General features: G+C 43.3%; 28 protein-coding genes and 1 pseudogene. 8 read left to right on the top strand and 21 right to left on the bottom strand.

Annotation, left to right across the window (positions count from 1 at the left end):
• Positions 1 to 50: 50 nt before the first annotated feature.
• From QW284_04320 to QW284_04300, 5 genes and pseudogenes are all read right to left on the bottom strand, one after another.
• On the bottom strand, positions 51 to 719 hold the full coding sequence (locus tag QW284_04320) for a DUF3786 domain-containing protein (GenBank protein ID MEM0338893.1): 669 nt from the start codon (positions 717 to 719) through the stop codon (positions 51 to 53).
• A gap of 95 nt (positions 720 to 814) precedes the next feature.
• Positions 815 to 1,330: pseudogene (locus QW284_04315) on the bottom strand (alpha/beta fold hydrolase).
• Positions 1,331 to 1,350: 20 nt separating this feature from the next.
• On the bottom strand, positions 1,351 to 1,584 hold the full coding sequence (locus QW284_04310) for an alpha/beta hydrolase (GenBank protein MEM0338892.1): 234 nt from the start codon (positions 1,582 to 1,584) through the stop codon (positions 1,351 to 1,353).
• Positions 1,585 to 1,702: 118 nt separating this feature from the next.
• Positions 1,703 to 2,545 (bottom strand): N-glycosylase/DNA lyase, encoded by an 843-nt coding sequence (locus QW284_04305; protein ID MEM0338891.1) that lies wholly within the window; start codon positions 2,543 to 2,545, stop codon positions 1,703 to 1,705.
• A 114-nt stretch (positions 2,546 to 2,659) separates the two neighbouring features.
• Positions 2,660 to 3,055 (bottom strand): hotdog domain-containing protein, encoded by a 396-nt coding sequence (locus tag QW284_04300; protein ID MEM0338890.1) that lies wholly within the window; start codon positions 3,053 to 3,055, stop codon positions 2,660 to 2,662.
• Positions 3,056 to 3,220: 165 nt separating this feature from the next.
• Between QW284_04300 and QW284_04295 the strand changes: the two genes are divergently transcribed.
• Entirely contained in the window at positions 3,221 to 4,204 is a 984-nt protein-coding gene (locus QW284_04295) for a sugar phosphate isomerase/epimerase family protein (GenBank protein MEM0338889.1), read from the top strand.
• A gap of 47 nt (positions 4,205 to 4,251) precedes the next feature.
• Here the strand turns inward: QW284_04295 and QW284_04290 are convergent, their stop codons facing one another.
• Positions 4,252 to 5,277 (bottom strand): phosphate uptake regulator PhoU, encoded by a 1,026-nt coding sequence (locus QW284_04290; GenBank protein ID MEM0338888.1) that lies wholly within the window; start codon positions 5,275 to 5,277, stop codon positions 4,252 to 4,254.
• Between the two features lie 130 nt (positions 5,278 to 5,407).
• Between QW284_04290 and QW284_04285 the strand changes: the two genes are divergently transcribed.
• Genes QW284_04285 through QW284_04275 form a run of 3 tightly spaced genes read left to right on the top strand, consistent with a single transcriptional unit; the run spans position 5,408 to position 8,241 of the window.
• Positions 5,408 to 6,019 (top strand): hypothetical protein, encoded by a 612-nt coding sequence (locus QW284_04285; GenBank protein ID MEM0338887.1) that lies wholly within the window; start codon positions 5,408 to 5,410, stop codon positions 6,017 to 6,019.
• Between the two features lie 31 nt (positions 6,020 to 6,050).
• Positions 6,051 to 7,490 (top strand): ATP-binding cassette domain-containing protein, encoded by a 1,440-nt coding sequence (locus QW284_04280; GenBank protein MEM0338886.1) that lies wholly within the window; start codon positions 6,051 to 6,053, stop codon positions 7,488 to 7,490.
• Positions 7,491 to 7,524: 34 nt separating this feature from the next.
• Positions 7,525 to 8,241, top strand: a complete 717-nt coding sequence (locus tag QW284_04275) for a hypothetical protein (GenBank protein ID MEM0338885.1) — start codon at positions 7,525 to 7,527, stop codon at positions 8,239 to 8,241.
• Between the two features lie 32 nt (positions 8,242 to 8,273).
• Here the strand turns inward: QW284_04275 and QW284_04270 are convergent, their stop codons facing one another.
• The 8 genes from QW284_04270 to QW284_04235 form a co-directional block, all read right to left on the bottom strand.
• Positions 8,274 to 9,587, bottom strand: coding sequence for an NADP-dependent malic enzyme (locus QW284_04270; GenBank protein MEM0338884.1), 1,314 nt, complete (start codon positions 9,585 to 9,587; stop codon positions 8,274 to 8,276).
• A 62-nt stretch (positions 9,588 to 9,649) separates the two neighbouring features.
• Entirely contained in the window at positions 9,650 to 10,090 is a 441-nt protein-coding gene (locus QW284_04265) for a phosphate-starvation-inducible PsiE family protein (protein ID MEM0338883.1), read from the bottom strand.
• 338 nt (positions 10,091 to 10,428) lie between these two features.
• Positions 10,429 to 10,641 carry a zinc ribbon domain-containing protein gene (locus QW284_04260; protein ID MEM0338882.1) on the bottom strand — a complete coding sequence of 71 codons (213 nt, stop codon included), beginning with the start codon at positions 10,639 to 10,641 and terminating at the stop codon, positions 10,429 to 10,431.
• A gap of 107 nt (positions 10,642 to 10,748) precedes the next feature.
• Positions 10,749 to 11,678 carry an ABC transporter ATP-binding protein gene (locus QW284_04255; GenBank protein MEM0338881.1) on the bottom strand — a complete coding sequence of 310 codons (930 nt, stop codon included), beginning with the start codon at positions 11,676 to 11,678 and terminating at the stop codon, positions 10,749 to 10,751.
• A gap of 6 nt (positions 11,679 to 11,684) precedes the next feature.
• The gene (locus tag QW284_04250) at positions 11,685 to 11,933 is read right to left on the bottom strand and encodes a hypothetical protein (protein ID MEM0338880.1); all 249 of its coding nucleotides are present in this window, start codon (positions 11,931 to 11,933) and stop codon (positions 11,685 to 11,687) included.
• A 48-nt stretch (positions 11,934 to 11,981) separates the two neighbouring features.
• Positions 11,982 to 12,386 carry a hypothetical protein gene (locus QW284_04245; GenBank protein MEM0338879.1) on the bottom strand — a complete coding sequence of 135 codons (405 nt, stop codon included), beginning with the start codon at positions 12,384 to 12,386 and terminating at the stop codon, positions 11,982 to 11,984.
• Positions 12,387 to 12,507: 121 nt separating this feature from the next.
• Complete coding sequence (locus QW284_04240) at positions 12,508 to 12,993, bottom strand: PH domain-containing protein (protein ID MEM0338878.1); 486 nt, start codon at positions 12,991 to 12,993, stop codon at positions 12,508 to 12,510.
• Between the two features lie 36 nt (positions 12,994 to 13,029).
• A complete protein-coding gene (locus tag QW284_04235; GenBank protein ID MEM0338877.1) occupies positions 13,030 to 13,227 on the bottom strand; it encodes a hypothetical protein in 198 nt (65 codons plus the stop codon).
• A 190-nt stretch (positions 13,228 to 13,417) separates the two neighbouring features.
• On the opposite strand from QW284_04235, the gene QW284_04230 reads away from it, so the two are divergent.
• Positions 13,418 to 13,561, top strand: coding sequence for a hypothetical protein (locus tag QW284_04230; protein ID MEM0338876.1), 144 nt, complete (start codon positions 13,418 to 13,420; stop codon positions 13,559 to 13,561).
• 13 nt (positions 13,562 to 13,574) lie between these two features.
• Here the strand turns inward: QW284_04230 and QW284_04225 are convergent, their stop codons facing one another.
• The gene (locus QW284_04225; protein MEM0338875.1) at positions 13,575 to 14,255 is read right to left on the bottom strand and encodes a dolichol kinase; all 681 of its coding nucleotides are present in this window, start codon (positions 14,253 to 14,255) and stop codon (positions 13,575 to 13,577) included.
• Between the two features lie 194 nt (positions 14,256 to 14,449).
• On the opposite strand from QW284_04225, the gene QW284_04220 reads away from it, so the two are divergent.
• Complete coding sequence (locus tag QW284_04220) at positions 14,450 to 14,707, top strand: hypothetical protein (GenBank protein MEM0338874.1); 258 nt, start codon at positions 14,450 to 14,452, stop codon at positions 14,705 to 14,707.
• A 229-nt stretch (positions 14,708 to 14,936) separates the two neighbouring features.
• Here QW284_04220 and QW284_04215 read toward each other — a convergent pair whose 3' ends face one another.
• From QW284_04215 to QW284_04200, 4 genes are all read right to left on the bottom strand, one after another.
• On the bottom strand, positions 14,937 to 15,866 hold the full coding sequence (locus tag QW284_04215) for a DUF1295 domain-containing protein (protein ID MEM0338873.1): 930 nt from the start codon (positions 15,864 to 15,866) through the stop codon (positions 14,937 to 14,939).
• A 244-nt stretch (positions 15,867 to 16,110) separates the two neighbouring features.
• The gene (locus tag QW284_04210) at positions 16,111 to 16,854 is read right to left on the bottom strand and encodes a 5-formyltetrahydrofolate cyclo-ligase (protein MEM0338872.1); all 744 of its coding nucleotides are present in this window, start codon (positions 16,852 to 16,854) and stop codon (positions 16,111 to 16,113) included.
• Positions 16,838 to 18,199 carry a TldD/PmbA family protein gene (locus tag QW284_04205; GenBank protein MEM0338871.1) on the bottom strand — a complete coding sequence of 454 codons (1,362 nt, stop codon included), beginning with the start codon at positions 18,197 to 18,199 and terminating at the stop codon, positions 16,838 to 16,840. The genes QW284_04210 and QW284_04205 overlap by 17 nt, the downstream gene beginning before the upstream one ends.
• Positions 18,200 to 18,201: 2 nt before the next feature.
• Entirely contained in the window at positions 18,202 to 19,611 is a 1,410-nt protein-coding gene (locus tag QW284_04200; protein ID MEM0338870.1) for a TldD/PmbA family protein, read from the bottom strand.
• Positions 19,612 to 19,697: 86 nt separating this feature from the next.
• Between QW284_04200 and QW284_04195 the strand changes: the two genes are divergently transcribed.
• A complete protein-coding gene (locus QW284_04195; GenBank protein ID MEM0338869.1) occupies positions 19,698 to 19,820 on the top strand; it encodes a hypothetical protein in 123 nt (40 codons plus the stop codon).
• A gap of 59 nt (positions 19,821 to 19,879) precedes the next feature.
• Here the strand turns inward: QW284_04195 and QW284_04190 are convergent, their stop codons facing one another.
• Positions 19,880 to 21,775 (bottom strand): hypothetical protein, encoded by a 1,896-nt coding sequence (locus tag QW284_04190; GenBank protein ID MEM0338868.1) that lies wholly within the window; start codon positions 21,773 to 21,775, stop codon positions 19,880 to 19,882.
• Between the two features lie 198 nt (positions 21,776 to 21,973).
• Between QW284_04190 and QW284_04185 the strand changes: the two genes are divergently transcribed.
• Positions 21,974 to 23,578, top strand: coding sequence for a glutamate synthase-related protein (locus QW284_04185; protein ID MEM0338867.1), 1,605 nt, complete (start codon positions 21,974 to 21,976; stop codon positions 23,576 to 23,578).
• Positions 23,579 to 23,629: 51 nt separating this feature from the next.
• Here the strand turns inward: QW284_04185 and QW284_04180 are convergent, their stop codons facing one another.
• Positions 23,630 to 24,397: a metallophosphoesterase gene (locus QW284_04180; GenBank protein MEM0338866.1), complete on the bottom strand. Its 768-nt coding sequence runs from the start codon at positions 24,395 to 24,397 to the stop codon at positions 23,630 to 23,632.
• Between the last annotated feature and the right edge of the window lie 141 nt (positions 24,398 to 24,538).

Here is a 24,538-nt window from a genome sequence, read left to right as displayed (position 1 = left end):
TTGCTACGATTACTAGAAAACAATCTACAAAAATAAACCTGTCAGAGGCTTTATTCTGGGCACTGATACCTATAGCCATATCTAACGTTGCTTATATCTATACCTGCTGACTTGCCTAGTGATATTATTAGTCTTGCCAACAGAACCCCGCCCATGATTGAGGCTGCTTCGCATTCGAGGTAGCTAGAAACGTTTTTGTCATATAACAGTGAGACTGATGATGGCATGCCTTCCTCGCCAAACCATATAGCAACAACTATTGGGACTCTCGGCAATGTATACACCTTCACAGCTGCATCCCCAAAATCTATTTTCTCGTAGTTAAATGTCTCAGCAGCTTTGTATAGAAGGTCTGGATTGGATGAGAAGACAGAATCTACAAGTACCTTGAACGCATCTATATTTTGCTTTACCATGGGGCAGTGAACAGCAGGGCATATCTGTGTTAATGTGATGTATTCTCTGCTTTCCCCAATATCAATAGCTGTTTGTGCATAGTTATACAGCACATAGTATAGCCCATATCTCTCCCTCTCACTTAAAAACCTCTCTAAAACCTCATCAAAAACCTCTCCCGACTCTAGATCAACCCTAAGTCTAAAAAACCTCAAATACCTATTCCTCTCGAAACCAAGCCTACCAGGCAAAGTCCTTAAAACATCTTTAACCCTATCCCAACCCCAAACCTCTTTCCACCAAGGAGTATAACCAGAGCACATAACCACCACAGCCCTGTATTAATTTAAACGGGTTAAATATACCTAGCTTCTATAATAAAGCATTCAAAATACTAACTAGCAGGTAACCTCTTATTCTATTTTTCGCCAACCCTTTCTTTGACCCAATTCACAACCTCTTCTATAACCCTTGTCTTGGATTCATATGTAGAGAATACATGCCCTCCTGACTCTAATAAAACCAGTTTCTTGTCTTTGGCGGCCAGCTTCTCGAAGAATTGTTGTGATTGTGTGTATGGTATGGCTTGATCGTCTTTCGCATGTATTATCAACATTGGCACATATATTTTGTCTGCCCATTCAATGAGGTTGTCTCTGTGAAGCTCCTCAACCTGGTCTTCGGTTAGTCTATAGGCGCCGAAGTAGTAGTAGTTGCCGATCTTAACAATAGATCTCTTCATCCTCTCTCTAAGCTCAACGCCGTTGAGACCAGGTGAGAGTAGGACTGCACCAGAGATCCTATTGCTATAGGTCTTCGCTAGTCTAACAGCTATATTGCCTCCCATGCTCAATCCGATCAAAAAGATCTTTGAGGGTCTGTAAGCCTCTGAGATATACCTCAAAGCATTTTCAGCATCTTCAACAGCATACTCAAATCTGAACTCCTCGAAGTCTAGGGGGAATCTCCGTGCCCCCTATAATCGAATCTGAAGACAGCAACGCCATTTTTACACAAAGCCCTTGCAATATCGATGAAAAGCCTGTTGACCTCGCTTTTAAAACCTGTGAAGCCGTGAAGCATGAGAACCATGTTCTTTGGGCCTTGAGGCGGGATGTGGACATGGGCTGAAAGCTCATAGCCAGCACTCGGAAATGTTGTAGGTTTTTCGAAGCAGATCATAGGCATGGTCACGCAGTATAATAATCGTATTTCCAGTATATAAGTTTTATATTTTTTATAACTGTTTTTGCAATGGCAATTGAGTTGATTTGCTAGCTCATTTCCCATATCCATCTTGGGGCGCTCATTTGGTTAATCTGTAGAAGAGGTTTCTTATTATAAGCATTATCTCATCTGGTGTTAGAAACTGCCTGAGTTTGCTGTATTCCGAGGCGTATATGTGGTCTATGCTTTTTGTGTTGTGGTATTTTCCGAAGTGCCATATGAGTGCGTCTAGGTTTAGTGGTGGGGTAGAGGATTTCCTGCCTATCTCCATCCACACGTCTCTAATTGTTTTGCTGTATTTGAGTAGGGGGTGGCCCTCGCTAGTAGCCTCGCCAACTACGTCTATAGCTCCTGATAGATAGGTTATTGCGGCAACTCTGCTGTCTACAGGTATTGGAATTGTCATCGGTATAGACACCTTTTTGCTGAGTGCCTTGTGCACATAGTAAACCATTTTAGCTGAGAAAACAACGGTCTTGGAGTCTTGTTCCACATCTAGGCACAGAGCTATCTCCCTCCTAACAGCCTCTAGATCCGTCGACAAAACAGCCTGCTCCAGCTGGCTACACCTAGCAATCTTCTCAAGTCTTCTAAGCTTCTGATCAACTGCAACCCTGTTATACATTCTCGCAAACTCTTTGACAAGCCCAACAGCTTTTTCCAGCCCCTCGATCGACCTACACCTGCTTTTTGCATAGTCTGAGAAGAGGCTCCAGTAAACCTCCCCAGGCTGGGAAAGCCTATAGCTGATAACGCTATTGAGAACAGCTAGGAGATAGGCTGTAGAGCCGCAGACCCTAGACAGGTTCTTGATAGCCTCGAACTGGGGGTCAATATCCTCAAAAACCACTATCTTTTCCAGCCCAATGGCTCTAACCATTTCAGCCAGCTCATCAACTCTTCTACTGTTTATAGCCAGCAACCCCCCTCCCCATATAAGAACCTGCTGACAAGATCCACAGCTAGGCTATTGGTTTAGCGAGAAAACCTATTAACTATTTCTAGCCACAGCAATGGTTTTGGAGAATACAAGTCTTCATAGCCAAGACCTTCTTATCTTGTCCAAAAACCTCTCGACAAAGACTATATACCGCTCGTGAACACCCTCACCAACAACCCTCTCACCAAGGAACGTCCTAACACTGAAAACAAGCTTTCTACCCTCCCTAGAGACAAGCTCTGCCTCAACTCTAACAACAGCGTTTGGAGGGGCTGGACTGACATGCCTCACATTAACAGAAAAGCCAACGGTTGTGTAGCCAATGGGAATATACTTTTCAACACATCGCATTGCAGTCAACTCCATAAAAAGTATCATAGAGGGGGTTGACAGAGCACCGACATGCCACGCAACATGTGCATCCCCAACCCTATAAAACTCTGTGCATCTAATGCCCACAGGTATAACCACATCGTTAAGGTCTTGGTGCATGGCACAACCCCAACTATATGTTTGGACATAAGAATTTGCAGGGAAATCCTTATAGGTTTTTCCATGTGAATAAACGTTCCCGCATAGACTAGGCTATTGGATGAGGTTAACACAGTAAACTTTTTAATGTTTTCCAACTCTTTTATTAGATTGTGGTGCATGAAAATGGAGATAAGGTTTTCAACTGGTATATGGGTCTTCGGAGCTGGTGTAGAGAGGTTTGCTCCAACGGGCTACAAACCTGCCAAGCCAATTGTTGAGCTGATAAAAGAGGCCGGCAGGGTTGAGGGTCTCCAGGGCCTGGAGTTCCACTATCCAACAGAAGTCAATGAAGAGAACGTCAAGCAGGTTAAAGACGCTCTATCAACTGCAAATCTAAGGGCTGTGGCTATAGCCCCTGTGCTTTCCCAGGAGGCTCAGTGGGCTAGGGGAGCGCTATCGGCACTCGATGAGAGTACTAGGAGGAGGGCTGTTGAAAGATGTAAGAAGGCAATAGATATAGCTAGGGAGTTGGGGGCAGAGATACTAATTATATGGCCAGGTAGAGAAGGTTTTGACTTCCCATTCACAACAGACTATAGGAAGCTCTGGAACAACTATGTCTCTTCTATAAGAGAGGTAGCCGAGTATGGGCCAGAGATAAAGGTTGCGTTGGAGTACAAGATAGAGGATCCATCGAGCTACCTCCTACACGGCTCAGCAGCAAGAGCCCTGACAACAATACTAGAGCTTAGGATGCAGGGCATAAAGAATGTTGGTATAAACGTAGAGTTTGCCCATGCAAAACTAGCTAAAGAGTATGTGCCAGAGGCAATAGTCCTCATATCCAGATACAACGCATTGTACCACCTACACCTAAACGACATATTCACAGAGGTAGACCTAGACCTATTCCCAGCAAGCGTCCACCTACTAGAGTTTGCAGAGCTCCTATACTGGCTAAAAGAAACAAACTACAGCGGCTGGTTCGGCCTAGACCTATTCCCAAGATACCTAGACGCAGCCGAGATGGTCAGACAAAGCATAGAGAACGTAAGAGCCATATACAGAGCTCTAGAGAGCATCGGATGGGAGAGAATAAGAAAAGTCATAGACTCCAACAACCCGATAGAAGCCCAGAAACTGATAAGAGAGCTGTTGAGGCATTAGCATACACTAAAACACTTTTTTACTTTTTAATAGCATAGAGCGAAGCTCTATTCGTAGATCATTGTGGATATTATTTCGAATGGCATTAGGCTTAGAATGTCGTAGACGCTCATAGCTATGCTTTCAAATGATTTTATGAACTCTAGGAACCAGTAGTAGTCTCTTCCCTCTTCAGCCAGCTTTATTCTCAAGCTCCTCATAGAGTCTCTAACATTCAAGCATGTTTTCATGTGTTGTCTTAGCTCTGATATTTCGATGGATTTTTCATGTGCTTTCATAACGACGTTTTTGTAGATCTCGTCTACTCTGTTGACGGCGTCTTCTATTTGGGTGGCGTAGTTTTCATCTATTTTGAGATTTTTTGAGAAGGCTTCTATCAATGCAGAGGCAGCGTTTTTGGCTTCGTCTCCTATCTCCTCTATGAATTTTATGAGCATTCTCATATCGACTAGCTTTAGAAGTGTTTTTGGGTCTAGGGAGACTGTCTGTATCTTTCTTCTTATAGTTCTTGTTAGGTAGAAGTAGAGTTTGTTTACATCCCTGTCTCTCAGAACAACAGCTTTTGCCAGCTCAACATCGTTTTGTTTGAGGGAGTTTAGGGCGTCTAGATACATGGACCTAACTGTTTTGTGCATGTTTCTGACCATCGAGTCCATCTCCATGTCTTCTGATGCAAGAACCCTCAAAACTATGTAGCTACTCTCAATCTCCACCGCCTCCAGGCCTAGGAGAAGATCCTTGGCAGAGTCTATAACACTCTTAACCTCTCTTTCAATAGCACTTGTAGAGAATCTAAGTGTTATCATGTCGAAACCCCTTAGATATGCTGTTAAAAGCGATGTGTAGACATCGCCAGGCCTCTCAACAAAAATCTCTATCTCACTCAAATGCTTCTTCTCCTCGCCAGCCCCCTCACCACCTTCTCTAATAGGGGCTATCCTAAGACTTCCATCAGACTCCAGAGAGACCTCGACAGCAGAGCCCTTATCCAAGTTGAATCTTCTGAGCCACTCCTTAGGCAATGCAACATATATAGAGCCTCCAATACCCTGCAACCTATAGATTTTCCTCAATAGCAACACCCAATATCACTTCAGTGTTTAAACTAGTTTAAAAAGTTTTAACTAGATAGCTCTTAGAGAGCCAACCTTATATAGCAAAACAGCTCAGCCGATCCATATACACATGCTAGGTGGGCAAACCATGGGCAGTTCCGCAACGGCGAGCCCAAGTTTTAAGGTAATGAAAACGGTGACCAACATAGTCGAGCTGGTTTTGATACTTGTTTTGACTGCTCTTGCAATAGTGCTACACATATACCAGTGGCCATTCCCCTTAGCACCATTTCTAAAATTCGACTTGGCTGGGGTGCCAATAGCCATTATAGCGCTAATCGATATGAGATACACATTGATTTCTGCACCAATTTTCTGGCTCGGCAGCGTGTTGCTAACATCTGATCCGACAAAGGTTGTGGGGCCGACAATGAAGATTGTAGCAGAAATTGCAACTGCCCTGCCGCTTGCAGCAACAATACAAATACTCTCAAGAAGGGGTGCAAGCGCTAAAACATCATCTATTATAGCATTTGCCTCTGCTTTGATATGCAGAGTCGGCCTAATGTCTCTGCTAAACTATTTGGTGACCCCATACTGGCTTGTGTGGGCTGGGTGGGTAAAGTCGCTGGAGGCTGGATATAGCTTCACAGTTGCCTATCTACCATTTATAGCATTGTTCAACGCGATTATTGTTTGCTATGTAGCCCCACTATCGATTTCCATATGGGCATCGCTTAAAAGGCTTCGAATTATCTAATACTCTGTTTTATTATTGAAGGAGGCTATCAATGAACAGGGTAGTGGATGTCAAGAATCTCTGGCTTAGATATGGGGAAGAGGACTGGGTTCTGAAAAACATAAGCTTTTCTGTAGATACTGAAAAGACTGTGCTCATCATTGGTAGGAGTGGGTGTGGAAAAACATCTTTTGCAAGAGCATTGACAGGTGTGGCCCAAAGCATTTTTGGTGCCGAGGTCAAGGGGGAGATACAGCTGTGCGGAAAAAGATTAGAGGAGATGGGTTTGAGGGAGATCCAAAGCTGTGTCCAGATGGTCAACCAAGACCCATACACACATTTTTTAGAGCCCATACCAATAGACGACCTAGTCAGCTATGCGGAAACAGTCTATGGAGAAAGCGCATTAGAGCATGTTTATAGAGTTGCACAAGCAGTTGGAGTTAAAGACCTTCTGGAGAGGCCAATAACAAGCCTCTCGGGGGGACAGCTAAAGAGGTTGTCTATAGCAAAAGCCCTCATAACAAATCCAAGTGTCTTGATACTTGACGAACCTCTTATGTGGCTTGACGATGTTGATGGGACTGAAGTTATTTTGAATACCATTAGAGTTGCTAGAAGCTCTGGAAAAACGGTTATAGTCTTTGAGCACAGATTCAAACATCTGCTGGATCTAGTCGACGAGATTTATATAATGCGGCGAGACTTGCTGGAAAAGCTTGGCAAAGAGCTCTTCAGAGGTTTGAATACAGATGGGTCTGCACCGCCTGCACATAGCGAGTATAGATATGGTGGCGGTGGCCCGGCGAGTAGATGTGATGTTGTTTTGGAGTTGAGAGATGTTTGGCACAGGTATGAGGATTCGAAATGGGTTTTAAGAGGGGTCAACATGGAGATTTGCAGAGGGGATACCATAGTTGTTTACGGTGCTAATGGATCTGGCAAATCAACTCTTCTAAGAATCTTGGCAGGGGTTGTAAAGCCTGTAAAAGGGGTTGTTAAAAGATATGCTGATGTTGTGTACGTTCCGCAGATACCCCACCTATTCATCACCGAGGACAGTATTGCAGAGGAGATCAACTCTATCTGTAGACACAAAAAGATTGGCGGCAACTGCATCGAGTATGGAACTAGCATTGTAAAGAGCTTTGGCTATACAGACCTTGGCGCAACCCCACTAAATTTGTCGTGGGGCCAGGTAACGAGGTTGTCGACAGTCCTAGCCTATATAGCTTCGAAAAATGGTGTTATACTGCTCGACGAGCCCTTTACAGGCTCTACATATTTCGAGGCACACCAGATTATAGAGGCTCTGCAGAGACTGGAGAGCTCTGCAAAGATTGTGACACTAAGCTCTAAAGACTACATACCTCTGATTAGAGGTGGCAAGATATACAAGATCGAGGATGGGGTGCTGAAACCGTTTAGCTATAACGAGAACGGTATACAGCGCCTTGTAGATTTGGCGAAGAGGATATACGTATATGAGTAGATGCTAGGCGCAGATATGCGTTGGGGGATGGTTGATGAGCCTGGTTAGAGACTTCTCAAATTTGTTTATATCGAGAAGAGGGGGTGCAAGCTTCTCGCTGTACACAAAAATGCTTTTGCTGGCTGTGCTTCTAGTAGAGGTTACAATATCTATAACACTCTTCAAAGAGTCTAACATAGTATTCACGGTATATTCGATTGCATTGCTGTTTGCACTAACGTTTTGGGTCGGCGGGTTTAAGAGGGTTTTAAACGCCTTGAAACTGCCGCTAATATTCATTTTAATAGGTTTTGCAACAATGCTTTTTTCCGTGGCTATGGGGTATGCAGCCCCATCCCCCCAAGCAGTGATACTCTCAACAGCAAAACTCACAGCTCTCTTCCTCATTATCGCCCTAGGTTTTCAGTGGATTAGCCTAAGAGAGCTTAGATGGGTTCTCAGCAAAGCTGGTCTCGGATCAATAGCAAGTCTAACAACTGTTGTGCTCACCCTCATACCCGCTGTGCTAAACCTCTATTCAGAGGCTTACACAGCTACGCTTCTAAAATATGGTAGGAGATATGCATACAAATCTTTGAAGCCGCTGATAACACACTCTATACTGCTTTCAAGAGATGTTGCACAGGCCGTGTACTGGTATGGTCTTCCACAAACGCCTAGAACAAAAGTTGATAGGCCTAGGCTTAGCGAGGTTCTAGTGGTTCTTGCCGTCAGTGTTGTTGGGGGTTGTACGCTGTTTCTAGCTCCTTGAAAAAAGGCCTTGGGCAAACCTCTGTCTGCGGGCTATCTCCATTTCTTGACCAGGTTCTCTCTTAGGGCTATCTCCATAAACCTTCTCGGTCTTTCGATAGCCTCTCTAATCTCCTTCTCCAATTCGCTTCTAGACATCTTTCTTCTTGCATATCCTAGCTCCATAGCCTTCTCCGCTACTGCTATAGCCTCTCTCACATACATCTCTGTCTCCTGCATTGTCGGCACTATCCTATCCTCGTGCAGACCAGTCTCCTCTGTGTACCTAGCTATTGCGTGTGCAGCTGCCAAAAACATTTCATCTGTCATCTTCCTGGCTCTAACAGTTAGAACACCCCTGAAGACAGCTGGGAACCCAAGGCTGTTGTTTATCTGATTCGGAAAATCACTCCTACCTGTAGCAACTATTCTTGCGCCAGCCTCCTTGGCTTCCCAAGGCCATATCTCTGGAACTGGGTTTGCCTCTGCAAAAACAATGGCGTCTTTGTTCATAGACCTTATCCACTCCTTCTTAATAACGCCTGGGCCAGGAGATGAAGCCGCTATAACGACATCTGCTCCCTCAAAAGCCTTTGCAACATCTCTAACCTCTTCAGCGTTGCTCTCAACAGCAATTCTATACTTCCATGGGTTGCCCCTCTTCATCTCCTCCAAATCAGCTCTACCCCTATGCAAAGGCCCCTTGCTATCGACAACAACTATGTTACCAGGTTTCGCGCCAACAGCCTTGAGATACTTGTATGTGCATATATTCGCCGCTCCAGCGCCAAACAAAACGATTCTAGCATCTCCAATCTTTTTACCGACAATCTTCAAAGCGTTTAGCAGACCCGCTATGGTTACTAGGGCCGTCCCCTGCTGATCGTCGTGCCAAACAGGTATGTCTAGAATCTCCTGGAGCCTCTCGAGGATGTAGAAGCACTTCGGCGACTCTATATCCTCTAGATTAACAGCTCCAAAACTCGGCTCAAGAGCCTTGACAATATAGATGAATTTATCTGGATCCCTCTCACCAACAACAAGTGGGATGGCGTCCACGCCACCGAGATACTTAAACAAAAGGGCCTTGCCCTCCATAACAGGCAAAGCAGCTGCAGGGCCGATGCTACCCAAGCCAAGAACCCTTGTACCATCGCTTACAACAACAGCCGTGTTCCACCTCCAGGTATACTCGAACGAGAGGTCATCACCTTCTTGATAAATCCTCTTGCTAGGCTCGGCCACGCCAGGTGTATACCAAATAGAGAAATCGTCTAAACCTGTTACGGGAACCTTTGGAACAATCTCGATCTTGCCTCTATACAGCTGGTGAAGCTCAAGAGACTTCAAAAACCAGTTAGACTCCAACACACATCACATCAAATTCTTCGCAAAATCACAGAATATAAGTTTAATTACAGCAAATACTGCTATTCTCCTTCTTTTAATTTCTTAACCTTTTCTTTGATTATCCAAAGACTAGTAGCTAGAAATAATACCCCTCCTGAAGCCATTAAAGCGGCTAGGACATTTCCAGATAGTACACCTATTGCTATCTCTCTAACGAGTATGATTATGGCAAGTTCGATGAATCCCTCTAAAAAACGCTCTCTCCCTATAGAAGATATGATGAAACTACGGGTAAGTTCAATAAGTATTATAGCAACTAGAACATCGGTTACAATTAAATTAATTTCATTCCAAGCACTTTCAACTCTAAGACTTGTTATATCTTTAAAAATATATATCATTGCAATCAGGGTAAGTCCAATAATAATCAATATCAAGGTAGCTTCTAAGACCTCGACAATATATCTAGCAATTCTAGCTACATTAACTACAAACCTTTGTACAGCTTCACGAAGATCCATATCTTCCTCACAATACAGAGTAATTCATAAATCTAATTTAATGCTTATGATTACATTAGGTATTGTATTAATAAATGCGCTGCCACAGTTACCATATATCAATCCACTTTGTCCCAGATTCAATAGAATAGCAATATACAGAGTTTGCAAAATTATTTCATAATATTGATAAATTGAGCTAGCAACAATCTAGTAGACAATCTCCTCACTGCGGGGCCTCATCACTATTCAGAATCGGAGATCGCAGTCATCTCTAAGTGTTCTAGGGCAACCAGTTTTTAAGGGTTCGGGTCTAAATGATGCTTTTAATTGCTTTTGAATACTTCTGATTACTTGCTTCATCCCCTCATCTCTTTTCCCCTGCTCTGTCGGGTTTCACCCTTCATCGTAGGGGCTCTTTGGGGAGACCCAGGCTCCCCCGCATACGCTTGGAGTGCCCTAATCCAGATGTTTATGGCTCCAACAGAGTCTCTGTCTCTTTTGAACCCGCATTTTCTGCAAATCGCTAGTCTATGTGTATAGGTTAGTTTGGAAATGCATTTTGGGCAAATCGATGACGTGTTTCTTGGGTCTACAACAACTATTGGGACGTCATATTCGATTGCCTTAGCTATTGAGGTTCTTCGTATAATTCTTCGTATAAACTGCTTATAACAATTTATTTTTCTACAAGGAGTAGTTCCAACATCGACTCTAAAGCTGTTCTCAATGGTTTTACTTCATACACATTGATGTTCATAGCGTTCAACATCTTTATTATGCGTGGGACATCATTTAATAGATTGTCAACTCGAACTATTATGAAACCAGGGTGTTTTTCAACTATATCGATGTTCTCCATCTCCAAGACGGCAACGGCTTTGTCTGTCTGTTCGCTGGGAAACCTTATAATGACCTCGACATTTCTTGTGTGTGATCTTAGCTCATCGTATGTATATGTACTAATGAGCTTGCCATTCTTTAGTATAACTAGCTTCATGTTAGGACTTAAAGAGCTCATCATTTCTATCTCTTCGTTTCTATGTGTTGACAGTATCACTGTGCGCCCATAGACCTCGATGTATTCCCTAATAATGTTTCTAACAATACCTAGGCTTTCAATATCTAGCTCTGTGAAAGGCTCGTCGAGAACAAGCACCTCTGGACTATGCATTATAGCTCTGGCAAGCGCCAATCTCTTTCTAAGGCCTTGGCTTAGAGAGCCCGCTAACTTATTCCTATAGCTACCCAACTTCATTGCTTCGAGAACTTGGTTTACCCTATCAAGATCTACACCGTATATCTTAGCGAAAAACTCTAGGTTTTCCCATACAGAAAGCATAGGGTATACCCTAGATCCCTCGGGGAGATAGCCAATAAGTTTCTTAACATCGTCTAGACAGGGATCCATACCCAGAACCCTCACATAGCCTTTGGCAGGTCTTAACACACCTACAATAGTGCGAAATAGTGTTGATTTTCCAGACCCGTTAGGCCCTACAACAACGCATATGGTGTTCCTGGGGACGTCGAAGGATATGTCTTGCAATACATAGTTATATCTGTCATAACCTACATAAAGTCCTCCAACCTCAACAGCGTTGCTCAACATATCTCACCCAATATTTGCTATTAGATCTCTGCCAGTGACAAGTCTGTCTGCATAGTAGATAGATACGATTATGAGGGCCAGTCCTGTCGATAGGCAGAGAATCCAGGGTCTCACCAATGTAGCTATATCTGCTATCGGGAGCAGAAATGTGCTTATCAAAGGTATTAGAAGTAGAAGTGCGCCTGCTTGAACCGTACCCCTACTGCCTTTGACACCTGCAACTGTTCCTATACCACATGCAAGAAACACCAAGCTGAGGGGATAGAGAAATAGTAACTCGGTAATGACATATGTTGGAGTTCACACAGTAGAGAGCGTAGCAATCACTATGTACTCTACGAACAGAAGTATCGCCATACTCGAAGAGATGCAGACTAGAACCCCAATTACGAGCCCCACAACTATTTTGCTGGCAACCAAGCACCTTCTCGAAATAGGTGTTGCCAATATATATTCTCCCGTGCCTAAAAGCTTCTCCAATTGCCATGACTGCGATATAAATAGGTATGCTATGGCATAGCCCAGAGGCGCTGACGTACCTAGAGGTAGCTGTATTAACACAGCTGAGAGAACCATCAGCAGATCTGGGTCGATGCTTTTTACAGAACTGTGGGGTATGCCCATCAGCTCAGCAAGTCTATTAAGATATTGAATAGCCAATGCTCGCGATACTGATGTGAGTAGCATACCACGGCTAAGATACACCGGCACGATCAGAAATAGAGTTATCAGAACCCCAAAGACTAGCAGAAAGACCGGTTGCCTCGATCTCTTGAGATACCCAATCTCTTTGGATATTAAGGCACTAAAGCTCTAGACCTCATCACTATTCTACACCTCTACACAGATACCTAAGGTTTTCTGGAAGCCAAAACAAATACTTCTTACCATCAACAGTCTCTACCAAAAGACTTAGCTTAGTATCGGTATACGCATAGACGGTAGAGCCATCTATAGAAGTGAATAGGCCGACAGCGATTCCAGGGAAGCCCAAGCCAAACACCCTCACACTAAGGTATCTACCCGTTCTCACACATTCAATGCTATTGTAAGTATACTCTTTAGTACCACGCCTAGTCTTAGTGATAACTTTTCTATTCTTAAAATCTACTTCTATGTCTATGGGAATGTCCATGAAATGGCGTAGTAGAGGTATCAATGTAATTGCTACAATAATTGCAGGAACTAATCCAAGTATAATTGCAACTACGTGGAAATGCGTTACAAATGCTATACACACTACTACTAGAATAAGGGCTATAACCACCAGCATCATTGTTAGCAATAGTATATGAGAACGCCTTAAACGCAATCCTCTCGCCTAATCCTTACCTATTTTCATCCCTAATTATATCCTTATATCTCTATTAAAATAAAAATCTACTATGGACTTCCCATCAACTTCGATATATCCGTACATAAACAATTGACACAATGCACTAACAAGATCTTTCTTTAACATATTTTCATCTACATTGCTATACCCATTCCTCAACATTTCTAATAGCCACTCCATAGAAACTTCTTGTCTACTACATATCGCCAAGTCCTACAGCAAGTCATTTGCATCTCCATCAACAACCTCAGCATCTGCCTTAAAGGCTTTGTAGTATGTACCCTCAGGCATCCACCTACTGATTAGGTGGATAGACGCCTTCATTGGGTGTTCACCAGTTTAAGCATTTAGAATACATATTTACAAGCTTTTGTATCCCAACATTAGCAGAGGGTGTGCTATGGTCTCAATATATGTATTTGAGACAAAGATTGTTAAAACCATGGGGAAGTTCCTAATATACCCACCGAAGGAATACCAAGAAAAGCTATCAAAGCTGCACGGAAAGAAAGTTAAGGTGGTGGTGATAGAAGAAAGTGATTAAAAGTAATTAGAATTCACGAGAAGTAATGTAAACTCTTAGCGGCTATTAGGGTTGCTGTAGAGATTATTGTTATCAGTATGTTGTCGTCTATGTAGCCAAACTCAAACCTCTCTGCTATTGTTGCAAGGGCACCTGCTATTGCGCCTGGGATTCCCGCTAGGCTATAGCCTATCGGTATCGTGGTTACAGCCATTGCTAGGTTTCCAATCCAATGCTTTGTTCTTTTGCCAAATATAGCGTTTCTCACAACACCTGTAACAGCATCGCCTATTGATATGAAGAGAGCCGGCAAAATAGATATCCATGCATTGTTGAAGTAGAGCCACAGGACAAGGATAGAGGATCCCCAAGCAATACAGAAATTCACCTCATATGCATTGTCCTTTGTTTGAAACCAGCTTAATTCACTTCCCTTCAAATGCGGATACAGAGTTATTACCGCTAGTATGAGGGCGAAGACAAATGGTGTGAAAGGCTCTCTGAATATCATTGGAACTAGAAGCGCTATAACCCCACCTGTCGAAACATGTATAATCTTTCTATTGTAGTAAACAGCAACATTTCTCTTAACCCCCCTCCCAACCATATAGTCATATAAACGTTTTGTCACGATAGACACTATAAGCATGACGTATATGAATAGAGGTATCGCAATAGCAAAATCCCATAAAATATCTTTTATACCCAATTCCATGGATGTTCATCGAATAGAGGTTCTTTTGCAGAACTATAAAAGACTTTCTGGTTATCTGCCTGTAGAATATCAGTGGATCTGGTATAAATAGAACATTAACTCCTATATTACCTGCTTAACAGACACTGAGATCTGAGACCAATTTTAGCTGTGTAATATTAGCCTCTCTAAAGTATGCTCTTTACTGAATAGAGATGTTCGTAGAGATTGAGCGTAGAAACCCTGGCATTGTTGCCCATCTACTTAGAAAAGAGTTGAAGGAGCTTATGGATAGAGATCCGTGGATTAGAAAGAGCGTCAAAGCCGTTATAACATCTCATGACAGGTTCTTGATAATAGTTGAAAACACTTTGGATAGTGTAAAGGTTTTAGACTCTATTGTTGAGCTCATCGGGAGGTTCTTTAACGACTATGAGATTAGAAAGATTGGGAGGGAGCTCAAGTCAGGATAATACTTCACATTTTGAATATTCCCGATTGCATTGCTATACCCTTCATTGCAGAGCTTTTGAACCCTAGCCCTCTCTATATCTGTAAAGCACTTGACCATGTATTTGCTACTTCAGCACGGTCTCCACATCATTTGAATTCACATTTCTTCTATAATATGACCGTAATGTTACCCCATATGTTTCCTCGATTATCTCTCGCTATTTCCAGCAACAATTGCTTGTAATGTTCCTAGCAAAGGTTAAGAACTAGCAAAGGCCAGCTCACAGCTATTGTTATGAGGGTGTAGAGCAATATAGTTAATGTTACGCTCTTTAGGTTCTTTGGAGGATATCCTCCGAGGAGTTTCATCGGCATTGTTACTGCTTTTGCTAGTGGCTTTGGCAAGGGGATTAGGAAAGGTGTTTTTCTGCGATACTCCTCATATTTCTCGCCATACTTCTTAACCATTTCTATCTCCTCCATCATCGCAATTCCTATCACTACATCTGTTGAGATGAGCCATATTATAGCTGGTGGCGTTGTAAAAGCCCCCTTTATGTAACCACGTATGCTAACTTCTATTAGTAGTCCATAGCTCCATATTATAAAGCCAAGATATTGAGGGTGCCTGCTATATCTGTATATCCAGAAGTCTATGACTGTACATCCTTTGAACTTGCCATAGAGCCAAGTTGTAGAGCCCAGGACAAAGATGAATATGCCTACGAACATTAAAAATGTTGAAATTAAACTGATCCTACCAAATGTAAGGGGTAGGTAGACTATACAACCTAGTTTTAGTAGCTTTGGTGAGTAGTCAAGAATTGGTAGCCATAGAGCCCTTAGAGCCCCCAACCCCGTCAGGATGAACATGGCACCGGCGAAGTAGCCAAAGATCGGCAGGTACATGGCTAGAGACCCTGCTAAAGATATTAAGCCTTTCTTTAAAGCAAAACCCAAGAGTATTAGAGCAACGGTTACTACGAAAGCGGTATAGCCTATTGGTCTTAGGATATTGAGTATCTTGTTCCTCTCCTCTGGATCCCAATAAGCTTCTGGGAAGTACCGTTGGAGAACTTTGTCGAGTATCAATGTAACCTCGGATATTGTATAGAGGAGCGCAATGGTAAACAGAATCGATAAAAATAATGCTAGTATAAGTTCTTTTCTGTAACCCACTGACATATCGCCTCGACTGTTATACTTCATTCCAAATATTTAGAGGTTCTTCTCTCTTATAAAACATTTTAATCATAGGTATTCTTCTACAAGCTGTGAAAGGATACTCTATGACTCTCTTAAACGATTCTAACAACAATTACCAATTCGTTGGCTCTTTCAAAATTCTGCAGAACATGTCCATGAAAGGCGATTAGAAGCGCCTTGGATGTGGTTAAAATAAATATTTGAAAGCCAGTTACAACTAAACCTGTTGGCTTGCCATAGCATTTCTTTGCTGTGCTAGTTTTTTGAGTATTGGTATAGACTCTATCTTTTCTTTTGATAGATGCTCCCACATTATTCCGGGCGGTCTTCGCTTTTCGCCCAGGCATTTCATTGTTTTTGTTGGTGTGAATATGTAGTCTACTGTGAAGTCCCATGGTGCTAGGGGTATGTGGTGCTCAACAACTTGTACATCGTGTACAGTTGTTACTATAGGGGTTTCTTCAGAGGCTTTGCCGAATTCTCTTAGTATTGAGTATTCGAGTTCTGAGTATCCCTCCCCTTTTCCAAGTCTCTCGCCATAGATGCTGACAGCAACAGAGCCGGCAACAATCAGATCTATCTCTGGAAGGTCTTGGGGGTCTACAAATGTTCCATATTTGAAAGCGCCTTGGATTGTTGATGCAACTGTATAGAGGTTTGGGCTTATCTTCTTGGGGTCTAGAAGTAGGAAACCCCTGGAGATTCTGGGTGTTGGCATGACCAAAACTTTGTTGCTTTTCAAAACAGCTTCTCTAACGGGTTTCTGCGGAGCATCGGGATTCACCTTGACTACCGCAGCCTTCTTAAATAGATCGGATTGGACAAGTCTTTGCGCAGCGTCTTCCGCACCAACAAAATTTGGTATCCTGCCGAACACTGGTCTGGGGAACCTAGCTATGTTCCTCTCCTCCATGATTCTCCATATCCTGTTTCTAAGCTCATTCCTAAAAACGCTGTCCACTACCCTCACCAGCAACGGTTACCCCGTCAACAGCTATGGCAGGCACCAAATAGTTTGAAACTGCGTCGAATTCTTTTGAAATGCCGATCAAATTGTCTTTGAGTATCTTGTATATATCACCAGATATGACAACGCCTTTAACAGCCTGTTTGATCTCGCCACCCTCTATTAGTAGACCATGTGTTACAGTTGCGTTGAGAAAACCGCTAACAGCATTCGATAGCCACTCTCCTATGGTTCCATAGACTATTATACCTCTTCTAACATCTCTTATAATGGAATCTAGGGGCTCTGTCCCTGGGAGCACAATAATGTTTGTGGCGTCTGGAAATGTATTAGATGAACCCGATCTCCTAGCATTTCCGGTGCTCTCCCTGCCATCGATGTTAGCTGTATATGTATCGTATAGATATGTTCTCAGAACACCTCTATCAAAAACTGTTTTCCTCTTCGTTGCCACACCCTCATCGTCGAACGGCCCCGACCCAGGCATGTTTGGAGCTGCCCCATCGTCTATAACTGTTAGCTGTTGTGATAGCACTTCAGAGAATAGCTTGTTTGCTAGTGGAGACCTCTTCTTCTGCACCATATCAGCTCTGACAGCAGGTACTATAAGTGCTTGTAGAATTGATGCGAAAACCCTTGGGGTGAACACAACTTTGTAGACACCTGTTTCAACGGGCTTCGCCTTAAGGGTTGACAAAGCGATCTTTGTAGCCTCTTCAACAACTTTATCCATCTTAAACTCTTTTAGGGTTGGCGCGTTGTAGTAGCTGTGGAAGCTAGACTCAGAGCCCTCTCCAACAGCTTTAACCTCTATGCCAAACACAAAATCTGTTTTCTCATAGGATATGGGGGAGCTGTAGCTGTTCCCAATAGCCCTCTCGCTAAACGACAGCGAGACCCCTGCCTGATTAACTAAGACATTTCTGCTTATCTCGCTAGGCTTTCCAAGAGCCTCCTTAACAATCTGTGTATAGAACTCTATATCAGGACTTTTGACCTTCTCATCAACAATGTCCATTATCTGCGATGAGGAGATTCTCTTTGGAAGCGAAACCCAGTTGGGGTCCTCGGGAGATGCCCTAGCAATCTTAACAGCATTTTCGACAAGCGTTTCAATGTCACTTGGCTTTGACATCATTGCTCCTTGCACAGACAGCCTCTTCCCAATAACAACCCTCACAAACGCGCTTATAGATTCTCCGCTTAATACAGACTCCACACCCCTGCTATCTCCAGTTATAGACGTTGAATACTCTCTAACGATGTACACCTCAGCCTCCGATGCCCCTAGCTGCTCCGCTTTTCTAACACCATTTACAACCATGTCTATCAAGTCCATGTCTACTCACCACCCACAACAATCTTGGCCACTCTTACATGTGGCCCTCCATCACCAACTCTTGCAAGCTGGGATGATTTTCCACAACCACCAAAAACGCTTGTAGAAACCTTCAGATCGTTTGCAACAATCTCAACGCTCTTCAGAACATCTAGTATGTTGCCAGATACCGTAACACCTCTGACAAGCTTGTCAACCTCACCATTTTTGATTGTGTATGAGGGCCCTACACTAAATGTGAATGTCCCCATCGAAGGGTCTACCTGTCCCCCCATAGCCCCTCTGCCCCTCAGATATATCCCCTCGGAAACCCCTTCGAAAAGCTCCTCAACCTTTGCATCACCTGGAAGCATATAAAAGTTTGTCTGCCTCACAATAGCATTGAATGTTATGTCCTGTGCACGTGCATTTCCAGTCAGCTCGATTCCCAGCTCCCCAGCAACATACCTGCTACTCAAGTGCCTTCTCAAAACACCTCTTTCAACAACAACTGTCTGCCTCTTCTCAACACCTTCATCATCGTAGTATACGGGGTAGCCACCATCAACACGACCATCGTCAACTATGGTCACAAGCTCGCTAGCAACCTTCTCACCTATTCTACCCCTCAAAACAGATGCGTTATAGAGAACAAGGTCACCCTCAGATGCATGTCCAAAGGCCTCGTGGAGCATAAGTCCTATCAACTCATTGTCGATAACAGCTCTATAAACACCAGCCTTTGGGGCCCTGGCCTGAGAAGCCTTCACAGCAAGATCGTTCACCTCATCCACGAAGCCATGCCAATCAAATCTTTTAACATGCTCGTAACCGCCAACAAATGTTTTCTGGTCGTAGACTCTCTCCATAACTTCGCCAGATCTGGCAACAGCCATGTGGCTTAAGCCAACTGCTGTAACCTCGTTAAAAACCTCTACACCTCTGCTAGAAACAACAACCCTCCTATCCCTTTCACAAGCAAATCTAGTGACAGCAGAAACGATGTTGGAGAACCTCATGCTCCCAACGTTAAGGTCTCTAACAAGCGAAATCTTGTCGGAAGGATCAACAGCAAATGGGTCTTCAGCATAACCCGTTCTATAGAAGCCCTTCACACCAGAGACCTCGGCAAACCTCCGCGGCTTCGCAACATTTGCCAACGCCTTAGCGTTTTTGATGGCCCTATCAACAGCGTTTTCAATGCTGTCCAAAGACAGTGAGGATGTGTAGCTATAGCCTGTAAAACCATTCACAAAGACTTGTATGCCAATGCCAACAACCTTGGATATGCCATAGCTTCTAAGAACACCATTATCAAACACTATCAGTTCATAGCTCCTCTCCTGAAGCCTAACCAAACCCTCCTCAACACCTCTCTTTAGCACCCTATCCAAAACCTCTTTCCCAAAATCAATCGATATATCCGCAGACATAGATTCACAGCCTCCTCTATTACATGTAAAACACTGTACATAAATATAAAGCTTAGCCACCTCTCAGTCCAAATTTGATGTGTTGTGTGAAAGAGTTCTACAAGCTTGTTATAAAGGTTTTGAATGGCAGGGAAACAGCTTCTGACTATATAACACCTGCAAAAATGTATATAGAGCTGTGGCTAAGCGAGAGAAGCCTCAAGGGCTAGAAACAGTGGTTGGAAAATTCTGGAGGGACGCTGGCATAACAGAAATGGAAAAATCTTTACTATTCAAATTTTATTAGATCAAAAGAGTGTCTAGCAATCTTTATACCAATCCTAATTTCCTCACCAACATCCTCAGCATCAACCGCCTTCGCCGCACCCAGTTCAAAGCCAGCAAAATTGGATATGCCAAGCATCTTCTTGTTGACTACAAGACCAAGGTAGTTGTTATACAGATTGTTGTTCACTAAGGCGATGCTCCTAGACCTGTACACAACTACAGCTATATCCGAAGTCTCATTGGAATTGGGGTCACGAGCTCTAGACTCTATCTTAACGCCAATGAAACTGTATAGAGCGTCTCTTAGTGCCTGCCTAGCTATCTCTGGGAACTGGTGTAGGTATGCCAGAGAGTTTCTGGTTATGGTAGCGACAACCACTTTCGCATTTCCATGGTCAACCACGTAAATCGCTGGGTATTTCCAGCCCCTCTCATCAACACCATATAGAAGCACCCTGATGCTAGCACTTCTATCCATTTTTAAGACAGGGCCAAAGGCATATACATAAGGTCTTCTATGACTTCTATCAGCATAGGTTTTCCCATCGGTGAAGGCCACAGCTTCGACAACGCTATGAAGAATCGGCTCATCCATATCAGCACCCACAACACTAATAGCATCATAACCTAGAGCACCTCTGGCAATGCTCTCTGTTGCCGCGGCTGTTAAGACGATGTTAACCCCCTTCCTCAGCAGATCGAATATATCCACATATCTAAGAACATGTCTTTTCACCAAAACAACATCTCCTTGCCTCAGCTTGTCAATGGGCTTGGCTGTTAATGGTATTCCCATAGACCCGAGAACATCTTCTATGTATCCATCGTATGGATCGCTCCAAGTCGGTTGGATAGCTGGGGAGACAACACCGATCTTCTCCTCAGTCAACAGGTTTTCAACAGATCTTAGAAGAGGTAAGCTCCTCTCAACATGTGCTATATGCTCTCTTCTGCTCTCATCTAATATGAAGAGACTCTTCATATCATGCTTATACTCGTCAACGACAAAATCTATGTATTCTGTTCCCTGGAAAAATGTTATCTCATCGACTTTGCCTAGAAAGCTATACCACAGCTGCTCCTCAAATGTTTCTGGAGCCATTGTAGTAGGTATTCCAAGCCCATTGTACGAATCGAACCACGCGCCTCTGAGCTTCTCTCCCACAAATGCTCTTACATAGTCTATTATAAAAAGAGATCCAAATCTCTTTGTTCCCTCTCTAGACTCTGTACCAACATATATACCATCGAATATCTTTGCCATGAGTGGCAGGTCAAGACCTCTATGCAGAAAATGCTCGCGCCACTCAGCAACCTTCAAAACAACTCTAACATTGTTGTTAACAGCCTTGGCACTATTGTATATTCTCCTCGATACATTGGCTAGAAGAGTTTTTGAGTATTCTGACCACAGCCTCCTAACCTCGTCATCAACCATCAAAAGCCTTCTCAAACTAGATAGTGTTAGTGAAACACCAAATGATTTGTTGAGATATTCAACCCCTTCGTTGGAATAGCACCAGTTGGCCCAGAAATCATCGATTAGAACCTCGTCAAACACCTTAGCCTGCTGAGCAACAGCCTTTTCAAATAAGCCAACATTCCTCTCATCATCTATACAAGCACAGACACTCCAAAAATCGGCGTTTCTACCCATGCCAGGCCCCCAAGTACCTATAGCAACACCACCAGCAACCCTAAACTCCTTCTCAAACATGTCTCTAACTCTGGCCATCTCACCCTCGCTCAGCAGCTTACCGTCTCTATAGTTCTCAAGATAGACCTTCTCAAAACCCAAGCGCTTCAATAGTGAAACCAAAGCGTCAAACTTTCTCGAATCACGTAGTAGCGCATCTACAGAGGGGAGGGCAATGTACAAGGCGAGTTTTGTTCCCATGGTTTCACATTCTTGTATATGTCTTGGCTACCAATATTTTAGTGTTATCAAATTTAGGTAGTATTTTGCGGAGGTTAAAACCAGTGTTTAATATGGTATAAACACATATAAGCATATTTTAATAGAAATAAAAATCTAATCAATAGCAAAGTTTTTATAATTGTAGATCAAGATTTGGTTCAAAATCGGCGGATAGACATGCCTGAGAAAAAGCTTCCAACAGAGAATAGCAGTCTACTGGCTGGCACAAGAACTAGAAGCCCCGATATAACGCCTCTAAGCGGAATTTGCTCACTATGTATATACAGCTGCCCTATACTATGTGATATTGGCAAAGCCGCTTTCAGAGGCAGGGAGGTGCTGTATCCAGAGCCAGAAGAGTTCGGTGCGAGTACAGCAGCAGCCAACAAGGACTTTGGCCTAGACTGGTCAGATGTACAGTTGATGCCGAGACTATCCCAAGTGTTTGGTGTTGAGCCCATACCAGATAAGATGATATTTGAAAATGTCGATGTCTCCACAAGGTATGGTGGTGTCGATTTAAGAATACCAGTGTTTATAGCTGCGCTTGGCTCTACTGATGTGGCCAAGAGGAATTGGGATGGACTTGCATATGGAGCTGCGATATCTGGTACAGCAATGGTTGTTGGAGAAAATGTGTGTGGCATGGACAAAGAGGCTGTGTTTTCAAATGGCCAGGTTGTCAGCTCTAAGGATATGGAGTACAGGGTTAGGACATATAGAGAGTTTTGGGATGGTAGACATGGAGACATAGCCGTTCAGACAAATGTTGAAGACGAGATGATGGGGGTTGACATATATGCTGCATCTAAGCTAGAGGTGAACACAATTGAGAAGAAGTTTGGCCAGGGAGCAAAATCTATAGGTGGTGAGGTAAGGGTAAGCGATATTAATAGGGCTATAGAGCTTAAGAGAAGAGGCTACATCGTTATTCCAGACCCAGAAGACAAAAACGTTCAAGAGGCATACAAGCTTGGTGCTATAAAGACGTTTGAAAGGCATAGCAGAATAGCTAAGCCAGACCCGCAGCACTTCCTAGAGAGGATAGACAAGCTCAGATCAATGGGTGTTAAGAGGATATGGATAAAGACTGGCACATATAGACCAGCAGAAATAGCATTTGTTTTAAAGCTAGCCTCAGAGGCTAAAGCAGATGGTGTGACATTTGATGGTGCTGGCGGAGGAACAGGAATGTCACCAATACCAATGATGAATGAAAGCGGCGTTCCAACACTATACATGGAGGCCTGGGTTCTAAAAGCATGCAACATAATGAAGAAGAGGGGTATGCACATACCAGACATTGCAATGGCTGGCGGCTTCTCGAACGAGCACCAAATAGTCAAGGCCATTGCCCTCAGCAACTTTGGGGAAGGGCCATACGTTAAAGCAGTTGCAGTGGCCCGAGCACCAATAACAGCTGTCATGAAGTCAAAGTACTTCCTAGAGCTTGCCCAAAAAGGTGCGTTACCACCAGACTTCGCTAAAAGGTATGGCACAAAGCCAGAGCAGTTCTTCGTGGCAGCCCCAGAGATTGTGGCAAGATATGGAGCATCAAACTATGAGAAGCTGCTGAAATCGGGTGCAATAGGTCTATACACATACTTCACAAAAATTGCAGTAGGAATAAAGATTTTGATGGCTGGGCAGAGAAAGTATAAGCTGTGGCTGTTAGACAGATCGGATGTAGCAGCACTAACAGAAAGGGCTGCTAGGGTGTTGGGGATACCAACAGTAGATGAAGTAGACAAAGATGTGTTCGAGGCGATACTCTCCAAATAATCTTTTTTCCAACCCAATTATTCCTAGGTATCCACAGACACATCTCAAGTTTCATATCCTGATCAAATCAACCTCCACAACACCATTTCTACATGTAGCAACAGCAAACGCTCTCTGCACAGATTCATGTGGTCTCTTTACCCAGCACCCGGTATCGACAATCCTAAGTTTTTGTGAATGTACTGCTAAGTGGCTATGGCCATGAATAACCCAGTCGACGTCGCCGGTCTCAAGAATCTTTCTGAGAATGGTTCCTGTGAAAGGCTTAGAAAAAACTTTCAAAGTTATTGCATCAATTATGTGAGCGAATATACCATTCCTCGACGAATAGTCGCCATGCGTTATATACAAACTTCCAACACATCCGTCTACAGATAAAGCCAGCACCTCGGGAACCACCACAACTCTCTTGCCATTGAGTTGCCTCGATATTGGGCCAGTGGGCAGGGGCTTGATATCGTGGCTAGACGATGAGGGTACATAGAGAACATTTCTAATGTTCCCCACAAGAAATTTTTCGAGAAGATCGAAGATCTTGTCGCTGAATAGAGTTCTCTTGTCAAGCAAATCTCCAGCTATGACAAGTGTATGAAAACCACGCTTCGAAGCAATTCTAAGAACATCCTTGCCCAAACTATCTCTATTGCCTAGATGGATATCAGATACTATTAGAATGGGCAGATCGTCTCTGAAAAGCCTCAAATGATGTACTCTAAGCCTCCACAGCCTCACAATCCAAGGAAAGTTATGAGCTAACACTACAATAGACTCTAATAAAAATAGAGCTGAAGCTATTGGCAACAATATGTGTACACACATGTTGCAACCCTTTATAGTTATTTAAGAATACTGTCAATGTTAGAGGCTCTTTAGCTCATCTAAAGCCAGCATATCTAGGGAATTTTAGCGTATTTAGTGGGATTGGGGTGTTGAAAAGGTAGGCATATTCTCATAGCCAAG

This window comes from Ignisphaera sp. (genome assembly GCA_038735125.1).
Lineage (GTDB): Archaea > Thermoproteota > Thermoprotei_A > Sulfolobales > Ignisphaeraceae > Ignisphaera.
Note: the sequence above shows the minus strand (reverse complement) of the source record. Positions and strands in the feature narration are given on the sequence as shown.

Coding starts and splice junctions, on each gene's coding strand:
- QW284_04320 (MEM0338893.1), bottom strand. CDS start 719: ATGTGCTCTGGTTATACTCCTTGGTGGAAAGAGGTTTGGGGTTGGGAT.
- QW284_04310 (MEM0338892.1), bottom strand. CDS start 1,584: ATGCCTATGATCTGCTTCGAAAAACCTACAACATTTCCGAGTGCTGGC.
- QW284_04300 (MEM0338890.1), bottom strand. CDS start 3,055: ATGCACCAAGACCTTAACGATGTGGTTATACCTGTGGGCATTAGATGC.
- QW284_04295 (MEM0338889.1), top strand. CDS start 3,221: ATGGAGATAAGGTTTTCAACTGGTATATGGGTCTTCGGAGCTGGTGTA.
- QW284_04285 (MEM0338887.1), top strand. CDS start 5,408: ATGGGCAGTTCCGCAACGGCGAGCCCAAGTTTTAAGGTAATGAAAACG.
- QW284_04280 (MEM0338886.1), top strand. CDS start 6,051: ATGAACAGGGTAGTGGATGTCAAGAATCTCTGGCTTAGATATGGGGAA.
- QW284_04275 (MEM0338885.1), top strand. CDS start 7,525: ATGAGCCTGGTTAGAGACTTCTCAAATTTGTTTATATCGAGAAGAGGG.
- QW284_04265 (MEM0338883.1), bottom strand. CDS start 10,090: ATGGATCTTCGTGAAGCTGTACAAAGGTTTGTAGTTAATGTAGCTAGA.
- QW284_04230 (MEM0338876.1), top strand. CDS start 13,418: ATGGTCTCAATATATGTATTTGAGACAAAGATTGTTAAAACCATGGGG.
- QW284_04225 (MEM0338875.1), bottom strand. CDS start 14,255: ATGGAATTGGGTATAAAAGATATTTTATGGGATTTTGCTATTGCGATA.
- QW284_04220 (MEM0338874.1), top strand. CDS start 14,450: ATGTTCGTAGAGATTGAGCGTAGAAACCCTGGCATTGTTGCCCATCTA.
- QW284_04205 (MEM0338871.1), bottom strand. CDS start 18,199: ATGGACTTGATAGACATGGTTGTAAATGGTGTTAGAAAAGCGGAGCAG.
- QW284_04200 (MEM0338870.1), bottom strand. CDS start 19,611: ATGTCTGCGGATATATCGATTGATTTTGGGAAAGAGGTTTTGGATAGG.
- QW284_04190 (MEM0338868.1), bottom strand. CDS start 21,775: ATGGGAACAAAACTCGCCTTGTACATTGCCCTCCCCTCTGTAGATGCG.
- QW284_04185 (MEM0338867.1), top strand. CDS start 21,974: ATGCCTGAGAAAAAGCTTCCAACAGAGAATAGCAGTCTACTGGCTGGC.
- QW284_04180 (MEM0338866.1), bottom strand. CDS start 24,397: ATGTGTGTACACATATTGTTGCCAATAGCTTCAGCTCTATTTTTATTA.